Genomic DNA, 9,914 nt, shown 5'->3' with positions numbered 1-9,914 from the left:
AAGGTTGCACTGGTGGCACCGGTGATATCAGCGCCATCTAATTGCCATTGATAAGCGGTGGTGGTTTCGCCATCGGGATCGCTGATATTGATTAACGATGCGGTGAGGGTTCCACCTTCTTCGGCATTGCCGGTGACATTGAGGGTTCCTGTTGTTTCATAATCGACATTAGCGATGGTTTGTGTGGGACTGGTAAATGAGGTGGTTCCACCCAAGATGTCGGTGGTGGTGGCAATCACCCTAATTTCATGACCGACAAAGGATTGATCGTCTGGGATATTAAAGGTTGCACTGGTGGCACCGGTGATATTAGCGCCATCTAATTGCCATTGATAAGCGGTGGTGGTTTCGCCATCGGGATCGCTGATATTGATTAACGATGCGGTGAGGGTGCCACCTTCTTCGGCATTGCCGGTGACATCGAGGGTTCCTGTTGCTTCATCATCGACATTAGCGATGGTTTGTGTGGGACTGGTAAATGAGGTGGTTCCACCCAAGATGTCGGTGGTGGTGGCAATCACCCTAATTTCATGACCGANAAAGGATTGATCGTCTGGGATATTAAAGGTTGCACTGGTGGCACCGGTGATATCAGCGCCATCTAATTGCCATTGATAAGCGGTGGTGGTGACACCATCATCATCAACCACGCCAGTTAAATCAGCAGTTAAGGTTCCACCTTCTTCGGCATTGCCGGTGACATCGAGGGTACCTGTTGTTTCATCATCGACATTGGCAATCGCTGCTGTTAATTCGGAGGTTAGGGATTCTAGCGTACCATGTCCATCGGTGTAAGAAACAGTTACTGACATTTGGGCACCAACATCCGCATCGCCTAAGGTATAGGTCGACGCGATTGCGCCACTGATATCGTTACCATTGCGATGCCATTGATAGTTAAACTCTCCCAATCCATCTTCATCATCAATTGCTGCGATATTGGCAGTTAGTGTTTGATCTTCTGCTAAGTTGCCGGTGATGGTGACATTTCCCGTAGGTAAATCGTTTACATCTTGGATATTTATCGTGATTATTGCGTTATCAGTTTCTCCAAAACTATCAGAGACTTGGACTGCTAAAGTAAAGCTTGTGACGGTTTCATAATCCAATAGAACGCCGTTAACAACCGTGATGACGCCTGTTGTGGCATTGATACCGAAGATTCCAAGACCAGTCCCGCCACTCAACGTATAGGATAAGCTATCAGCGGGTAAGTCAGGATCGCTGGCAATGACGGTGCCTACAATCGTGCCATTGTTACTATTTTCATTGACACTAAAATCTTGGGGCTGAATCTCAGGGGGAAGGTTTGTGTTTCCTTCGATGGTGACATAGATAAACTCCCAGCCGATTGCTTTTAGATTAAACCCATATCCACCCCCAACGTTCTCGAAATTTAGATAGGAACTTGGGTTGCAAACAGAATCTATATAAGATTCAATGGCTGCTTTTTGAAGGCTAGAGGAGGCTTCGATATATAAAGTGTCTCCTAGCTTTTGACTACCACCGACATAAAGATCACAGTCATTTAAGTTGTCCGAAATGTTATAGTAACCAATGTCGTCGCCACGGCCTGCGTCGATAAAATCAGATCCGGATCCACCGCGCACTGAGTCATCACCGTTGCCTCCTAGAATGATATCATTGCCGCTTCCACCATCAATAATGTCATTGCCGCTACCACCAATTAATAAATCATTTCCCTCGCCGCCATAGATTAAATCATTTTGATTACCGCCAATGATTTTATCGTGTCCTGAGCCGCCAAGAATCGTAGCCCCTGTTGTGATGTCGGAAACGAAAATCGTATCATTCCCGGAGCCACCATCCACATAGACTTGGCCATTAACATCGGTTATTTTGATGTGATCCGAGCCGCTATCTCCATCGACGTTGACATCACCAGTCACATCATCAATAAATACTGTGTCGATACCGCTACCCGCATCGACTGTGACATCTCCTTTGACGTCATCGATATGAGTGTTATCGTTGCCGCTACCCCCTTCGACTATTACATCGCCAGTGATATCATTTATTGTGATTTTATCGTTACCAGAACCGGCATCGATTATATGATTAGTGCCTGTCACATCGTCTAAAACGATTTTATCGTTACCATTGCCTGTATCAATAGTGACATTACCATTAACATCGTTAACTGATATGTTGTCATTACCAGATAAAGTGTTAATGGAAATATCGCCATTAACACCATCGACGATTATTTTTTTGCTAGACGATTTGATGGCTTTTCCAGAGTTTGACATGACGTTTGGCCTCAAACATATTGATAATGTCGCACCGGAAGTCGTGTATGTCCTTGTCAATACACGGTAGCCGTCACAATTGACAGATAGAATTAAACTGCACAAACACTATGATTAAAAATTAATCAATATATATAAATCTAGCATATCCAAGCTAAATTTCCAGGGATTTTATAAAAAAAAAAGAAGACTAAATCAGAAATATGCTCATAACAAAAAGTGTTTCATTTTTATTATTGGTGATAATGTGAATCATTCTCTAAACCGCTTTCTATCGTGTGTAATTTCTGATTTCTACTTGTGTGATATATACGCTTTAGCTCAACTTTGGCAAGCCCCAATTTATAGAGTAAAACAATATAAAACCAGCCCAAATCATATTCGTTTCGTCGTCTTGAGAATCTTGGGGATCGGGGGTTCTTGTGATGGTTATTGTGTAGCTCTTCACCCGAGATAAGCACGCCAAACCGGGAGATGTTACGTGAATTATCATCCGTATTGTAATTACGATACCCGGTGTGATGCCCCAGCCCATTAATGACAAAATTTTGGGCGAATATTTGAGAAACCATCAACATAGTCCAGCAAGGTATCCCCCATAAGCCAAACAGAAGGATAAAAAGCAGGAGGGAAAATAAGATACCAAATCGATGAGAATATAGCTTTTTCTCTAACCAATCATTATCACGAATGACACCCAATTGTTTCACAGCTTGGAGTGTGAAAGCTTCATTATAGATTTCAATGCCATGCGTGAGCTGTTTGTTTAACCCAATTGCCACAGGGCTGTGGGGATCTTTTTCTGTTTCAGTATGTTGATGATGATATCGATGGACAGCCACCCAATGAGTTCGATCGATGCCAGAAATAAACCATAACCAAAAACGAAAAAAATGACGCATGGGTTTAGCATAGCGGATGCCTCGATGGGTTTCACTTCGATGGAGATAAATGGAAATGACAACCATGCTAATATGAAAAGCCAAGCATGTCGTAGCTAGGATTATCCATGGGTTATTACCAATCATGCCATAGTTTATTTTCGGGAATAAATAAGAGATATACCAGGTAAGAAGTACCATTGCGATGGCAATGACCTTTACTTTTTTGTATAACGGCCATCGATACCAATGTCTCATAGGTGCGCCAATAACACCAATGAGGCTATATACTGCAAGTCTAAAATTCACCATGACTTATACCCTTCAAAAGGCACGTAATATACTCATTGGTGGGAATGAATATTATACCCTGTAAGTGTAGAATAAGCGCACATAATAATCAAAATAATTGCTACTGAATTGGCCTTTTGTGAATGTTGGCTTGATTCTCAATAAAAGATGTCACTTCCCGATTGTTATCTTCCATGATGCGTGGAAAGATATATTCAACGGCTTCTTTGTTGAAAACACTACTTGCTATCTGCCGGCCATGAATATCGGTTATTGGTGTGTTGTCTGATTGGACCGCATGCAACAGGGAGCGGGCATCAATCACGTAATACCCCTTTCTTTCTGAGTATCGTCCCACGGTATTTTGGGCATGGTATTTCAATTGTGAATAGGTATGAAGATGACGTAAAACATCCCAAGCTTCTTCGATGGTGGATACTGAAAAAGCTTGTTCTGGGCTTATTAGCAGTTGTCCTTTGTGACTGAGGCGGTCATAGTCTTTGCTTAATTCCGCCAAAACTTGGTTTAAACGTTGTTGCTGGTCTTGCCAGTAAGCCTCAAATTGCTCATCTTTAGGTGCCTGATTGAGGTGTTGATGCAGGAAACTGCCGAGTTTTTCCCAAAAAAGCGCAGTAGGGGTTAGTTGGGTTGCAAGTTTATCCAGGGCTTCTTCTGAGATGTCGGAAACAAGGCCTGTAAACGTAACATAGGCAAATTTACTGGGGCTATCATGGATCAGTGTACTTTCGCTAACAATCTCCAGCGGGTGAGGTTCATCGTTTATCATTAGCCAGAAAAATTGACTAGGAAAGGGCAGGGCAGTATCAATCGCCATAACTCCATAAGTTTCTTCTCCAAACTCTTCTTGCAACTGAGAAAGAAAAGGGGCTTTTAGGTTTTCAATTTTGCCGCCAATAACAGTTAATAAACGATTTGCTCTTGGGCCTGCTAGTAGGTAATACTTTCCTTGGCTTGTAAAAAGTATCTGAAGCCCTGTTCCATTGGGGATCTGGCTAATCTGATCTTGGTTTGATAGGTAGTATTCTTCGGGTGAATTCATTGGATTAACATAGGCAACCCAATCTTTCGATTCCAGCGTCGAAGCCCCTGAATTGAAAGAAAAAAATAGAAAAGACAGAACAAGTAGGCTGGGTAAACGCATGATATATCCCTATCAATAAAATTGACTAAGGTAACTGAAACGACGTCTGAATGCGAAGAAAATTTGTAACAATGTTGTTACAATTCCAAGCTCGTTTTTATCAAAGAAAAACACTAAACTGCCGACTCACCGAACCATAACAAAAGGATTATTGTGAAACGGTTTATTGCTATTGTCCTAATGATGCTAGTTTCGCACTTTGCAGGCGCACAAGCTTCTGTTGATGATCATTTTCCCCGCAGCCATTTGCTGTTTACAGACCCGTTTGAGGATACTGACGATCTGTTTGCTATCCTCGTTTCTCTCAAGCAAGCGTTGGATTCAAAGGAGCCATGGTATATCATCACTGCCAATGAAATCCTTGATGAAAACGGTCAAGGATTCAGAGCAATGGCCTTATCGCAGTGGTTAATCAATCTTGCTTCCGATGAGAGTTCACCATTGCTAAAAAATAACCGTGAAAAACTGAAGTCTGCCCTGCAATCAAAGCGAATTTCTATCATTCAGGGCCTTCAATATGAGCCTTTTCAACGCGATTTTGACCATCACCAGCAAACGGGTCAAGGCGATACGCATTTTTATGCCATGTCTTTGGCGCAACAGTTCAAAGCCAAAAATCGGCAAGCGCCTTTCATGACATTACAACATTTGCGGGAAAAAATGCTTACTAACCCGTCAAAACTATCCATCGTAGGCATAGCAAGCGCTAAGGATATAGCGGCTTTTTTTAGCGGTACACCCGCTTTGTTTGAGGATGGGTTTGTAGGAAATGGGGATGCCCAGGCACAAATTGCTCAAGCCAAAGCCTATTACCAGCTTAAACTTTCTCAGGCGTTAGCATCGTATCATCAATCACAATCCGCACAGTCGTTGGTTAGTCGAACCGAACAGCTTTGGCAGATGTCAGGCGGATTACAGGGACAAGAAGAGTACAATGAACGTTTATCGCGGATTGCTAACGATTATTTAAACCGAGTTTTTCAAACGCCAATTCACGGCATCACACCTATCAACACCACGGCTTTATTACACCCGATGCTTGAGTATTTAAAACCAGGTCAAACCATGACATGGCCTATCGATGCGAGGATAGCACACTTTTCTTACTTGGAAGCTATGTGGCAGGAACATTTGTTTGGGTCGCCTCCGCTGCATATGCCTGGGTATTATGATAAGTTCTCCCACCTCGAATCGGCACACACACTGAATCATGATCTGTTGGCTTTGATTGAATCAGGACATCGTTTGAAAATCCCCATTCGCTGCCAAATGGCCTATCAGTTCAATGCCAAAAAGCAACGAGTCAAGCGGTCTTATACGTGTAACGTGGTTGGCAAAGATATGCCCACCTGTACTAATGATGACTGTTTCACCTTGCATGTTAGCCCGGAAACTCAAGCAATCCTACAAGAATCAGATGAATCTGTATCGGCTCGTTTTCGCATAAATCAGACCACCGATCGCGTTTTGACCGATGCCCTTTATGTCCTATTTGGCCTGCCTTATGACCGGATAAGCTTGTTTGATTTTGATGGTACTATCACCGTAGATGAATCGTTCACCCATCCTATCGATGATCCACAAGCTGTTTTCGAAAATACCAAGACGGATATTGACGTTTATTTAAGAAAAGACGGGGCGATATTTGCGATTAATTCATTTATTGATGCGCCAGATAATGTGCTTGTTTATCTGCAATCGATTTTTCATCAGCCGCCTAAACTGCTTTGGCAAAAGCCTTATCAATTGTTTAATGAGAAACGAGGCAAAGAAGTGGTCGCATTTTACTTATCTAAATATACCATTGAAGGGTTACCAACGCCGATTTATATGACGAATTTGCCTAGACTAAATCCAGAGCGCGACCCAGAAACTGGGGAGAAAAATATCGAATACCATATGGCGCGCGAGGTGTTAGCTTCCACTGGTAAGAATCTTCCGTCTAAAATCATCGTGGAGCATCTAGTCGACGATGGTGTCATTTCCGATGATGCATTCACTTATTTTTATGATGACAGCGAAGAAAATGCTCAGTTTGCTTTAATGCTAACCTTATTAGGCCACACGGTTCAAAGTTATCTGGTGACAGCACACATCAAACCTTTCGTTGCTAACCCTTTGAATAGCCCAGGACTAAATAACTTCCCTCAATTGTGTGACCGAAGGGCGGGATAGAAGAAGGAAAGATTATAGTGATACATCGGGTATATACCCACAGCAGACATATGGACAAGTAGCGATACGGTGAAATATCATTTTATTCTGATAAAGCCTAGTATGACCAGCATAAAAGAATGGACCAAACCGATTCAACGAAATCCGACACGCTGGTATCGAACTTTTCGATTGAGCGTTTTTGGCATATTGATTGGTTTGGGTTTGATTTTTGTCTCACCGGGCACCTTTGCCGAAATTCCCCTATGTAGCGGTCCAAATAATTTATTGTCCTTGAGTGATAGGCCTTCAGTTGCATCCAGTAGTTGTACCGTTGGGACAAAGTCAATCGTTGTTGAATCGGGATTTGAAAGGGATAAAACGCTTCAAAATACTGAGCATCGCATCTACCCCAATAGTGATCTTCGTTATGGGCTGTCTGAAATGAGCGAATTGGATATCCTTCCATCCGCATACAACAGGTATCAAAAACCCACTGATTCAGGGTTTGGGATAACGACTATCGGATACAGACGAATTGCCTATCATGATACCAACCAGATAGTTACCTTTTTAGGATTTATACGACTACCTTCCGGCAGCCGTATTTGGGGGAGTCGAAAAGGGGGATTTCAGTTGAAAGGTATTTATACACACAGCCTTCCATCGGGGTTTGGTTTTACTACGATTGCCGATGTCTCATTATTTTCAGACCCGCCTATTTCGGGAGGAAAATCGTATTATAGTTTTAATCCTATCGGATTAATTAGTTGGTCACCCATCGACCCGATACAAATTTATTGGGAGGTTTATTCTCAAAGCAAAACGGACTCGGAATCAGGCTGGGGTGTCAATGGGGATATTGGGCTCATGATTCTTTTAAGCAAAAATCTCATGGTGGATTTGAACTACGGACACCGAATAGCCGGTGCTCTATCGGATTTACATCACTATGTGGGTTGTGGTCTGGTTGTACGGTTAGCATAATAATTATGACAAGGTGTGTGCAAGTAATCGGGATATCGATACTTGTTAATTCTTATACAATGTTTTATTGTTGGAGGAAGTTAAAATCGGTTGTATGGTGAGAACCAGGTAATTCTTATTCTAGGAGTGCTCTTGGGCTAGCTTGTGTGTTTCTATATTGATAAGTCATGTCGATGGAGATGTATTGTTGTTTAACCAGGAAGGATGTTACCAATGAAAATTTCAGATTTAAAAAACGCGTTGGAGGGGTATGATGCAAAGAGTGGTTTTGGCAGATACTTCAAAGATGAACCACATATCAAAGAGTTAAGAGACTTTCGTAAAACACTCGGCGATTCGGATAGAGAATTATCGCCAGAAGAATTATTAGCCACCGTCCACATTGGATTGGGTAAGAAAAGTGAGAATGGTTCGGCGAGTTGCCAGACGTTTGATGGGATTTTTGCAGCACTCGGAGGGAAAAGCATCTTCACCAAACTGCAAAATGAAAACTTATTAAACAAAAATACCGTATGGATTATTTCTCAGTTAGCATCTCAATCTGACGAACCCGTCTCAAAAATCACTAACGAATTTGCAAGCATCAAACCTACCCTAACCACTATTAGCCAATCACTCAGCCATAATCCTCCTATGGGTTTGATAATCAGGCTACTTTCCCAGAATCAACAGCTTGATGTGGCTGTTTTGTACCAATTATCATCCGTTAACAATAAAGAAATCCTGCTATTACATGAGTGTTTATCCCTTCTTTACTCGACTAATGCAAAACTGTTCAATGCCACAAATATCAGTTCGTGCATCCAAATTTCATTCAACCCAAAAGCCCTAGAAAATTTCCTTCATATACTCAAAGCGAGCTCCCAAAACAAACGCCTTGATCAACAACTCCTGAGTGAGGTGTTTACTAAAAAACATGAATTGTCATTATTTACTATTTCAGATAAGTCGATAGAATATCTGAAAAAAATACAATGTGACCTCGAACCAATCCTATTTTATCTTTTATTACATCCCCACGTTGACATGGATAACATCATCGACAGGTTGGCCACACTCAATCTGGCGAGCAATGAGCAAACCTTGATTTTGCTTCAGGCTTTGCTGAAGGATTATTCGCATCATGACAATATTTTGTCAGGGGTTAAAACACTTTCTAGTGCTAACAAATGTTATTTTAATAGTGTCATATCTCACCCAATATACGCACTAGATATTGCAAAAACCTTTGAATTACTGACAAGCAATGAGTTCTCAAATCGTTTTAAAACAATTTATGAAAATATATTGAAAACCGGGGATAAATACGCAGACAATTTATTGAGCCTTCTCAACTTGTTTCAAGCGAGTGGCTTTTTGATTGAAAAAAATATCAGTTGGGCGTTAGATAATTATGAAAAATCGCGGGATATTTCATTATGCGTCCAATTGCTGCAAAATCACACACTGTGCAAGCAAAAAAATTTAGATCGACTGATTCAAACGAGGGGGGCAATGAATTTGATCCAAATAACATTGCAGTTGCTGTCCAAAAACCGATTACTTAATCAAAGTAACTTCGATGTTTTTTTAGATGCCGTTGATATGTTTGATAGCCATCATCTCAAATTAGCCGTGAATCGATTGACGGAAATAGACGTTGATCGCCAATTAAATCAATATAATTTTCGCCTTGTGTTAGACAATTCCACCGAATTGGTATCCTCCAAAGGCCATGAAATGGATGAAGAGGATAGTTTGTCGAACGAATCAAGCGATGAGTACGATTTTCCAACGAGTGCTCTACAAACACATTCAATTTTCTCCGAGGAAGTCAGAGACGATCGTTCTGGGAGCTATCCATGGTATCGAATGTTTGGATAGACTAGTTGGAACTATCCAAACTTGGAAATAATGCGTTCTTGAGACTAAGCCAAAAAAGTATGTAGCCCAGCTCCCAGTGATCCTGAATTTTTTTTATTCAGTAAACAAAAATTTAGCAACCCAAAGAAAGCTCCCTCGCCCGCGATAGGAATTCTAAGAGTAAAATTTTGCTCGCGGGGTTGGGGAGTGTGTGTCTTTTCGGGGAGATGGAGCATATGCTGACATAGTACCAAATTCTTTCAGCTGACTATATTCGTCTTGAGTTAGTTTTCGGGTTTTCGGCTCACCATTTTCATCAATATAATC

Annotated in this window: 6 protein-coding genes; 3 read left to right on the top strand and 3 right to left on the bottom strand. The window is 41.6% G+C overall.

The window, feature by feature from the left end; all coding sequences use genetic code 11:
- The 3 genes from AB3348_RS14615 to AB3348_RS14605 all read right to left on the bottom strand — a co-directional run.
- Positions 1-2,270, bottom strand: a 2,270-nt coding sequence (locus tag AB3348_RS14615) for a cadherin domain-containing protein (protein WP_367608372.1), incomplete at its 3' end; no start/stop codon positions are given.
- 233 nt (positions 2,271-2,503) lie between these two features.
- The gene (locus AB3348_RS14610) at positions 2,504-3,463 is read right to left on the bottom strand and encodes a fatty acid desaturase (RefSeq protein ID WP_367608371.1); all 960 of its coding nucleotides are present in this window, start codon (positions 3,461-3,463) and stop codon (positions 2,504-2,506) included.
- 100 nt (positions 3,464-3,563) lie between these two features.
- Positions 3,564-4,604: a hypothetical protein gene (locus AB3348_RS14605; protein ID WP_367608370.1), complete on the bottom strand. Its 1,041-nt coding sequence runs from the start codon at positions 4,602-4,604 to the stop codon at positions 3,564-3,566.
- A 153-nt stretch (positions 4,605-4,757) separates the two neighbouring features.
- On the opposite strand from AB3348_RS14605, the gene AB3348_RS14600 reads away from it, so the two are divergent.
- The 3 genes from AB3348_RS14600 (at position 4,758) to AB3348_RS14590 (ending at position 9,608) form a co-directional block, all read left to right on the top strand.
- The gene (locus tag AB3348_RS14600; protein WP_367608369.1) at positions 4,758-6,779 is read left to right on the top strand and encodes a hypothetical protein; all 2,022 of its coding nucleotides are present in this window, start codon (positions 4,758-4,760) and stop codon (positions 6,777-6,779) included.
- Between the two features lie 102 nt (positions 6,780-6,881).
- Positions 6,882-7,745, top strand: a complete 864-nt coding sequence (locus tag AB3348_RS14595) for a transporter (protein ID WP_367608368.1) — start codon at positions 6,882-6,884, stop codon at positions 7,743-7,745.
- Positions 7,746-7,958: 213 nt separating this feature from the next.
- The gene (locus AB3348_RS14590) at positions 7,959-9,608 is read left to right on the top strand and encodes a hypothetical protein (protein ID WP_367608367.1); all 1,650 of its coding nucleotides are present in this window, start codon (positions 7,959-7,961) and stop codon (positions 9,606-9,608) included.
- The last annotated feature ends 306 nt before the right edge of the window (positions 9,609-9,914 follow it).

The organism is Legionella sp. W05-934-2 (genome assembly GCF_964199965.1).
Lineage (GTDB): Bacteria > Pseudomonadota > Gammaproteobacteria > Legionellales > Legionellaceae > JAFIFT01.
This window is presented reverse-complemented; position numbering and strand designations above follow the sequence as displayed.

Excerpts from the sequence above, each read along its gene's own strand:
- AB3348_RS14605 (WP_367608370.1), bottom strand. The coding sequence starts at position 4,604 with ATGCGTTTACCCAGCCTACTTGTTCTGTCTTTTCTATTTTTTTCTTTC.
- AB3348_RS14590 (WP_367608367.1), top strand. The coding sequence starts at position 7,959 with ATGAAAATTTCAGATTTAAAAAACGCGTTGGAGGGGTATGATGCAAAG.
- AB3348_RS14595 (WP_367608368.1), top strand. The coding sequence starts at position 6,882 with ATGACCAGCATAAAAGAATGGACCAAACCGATTCAACGAAATCCGACA.
- AB3348_RS14610 (WP_367608371.1), bottom strand. The coding sequence starts at position 3,463 with ATGGTGAATTTTAGACTTGCAGTATATAGCCTCATTGGTGTTATTGGC.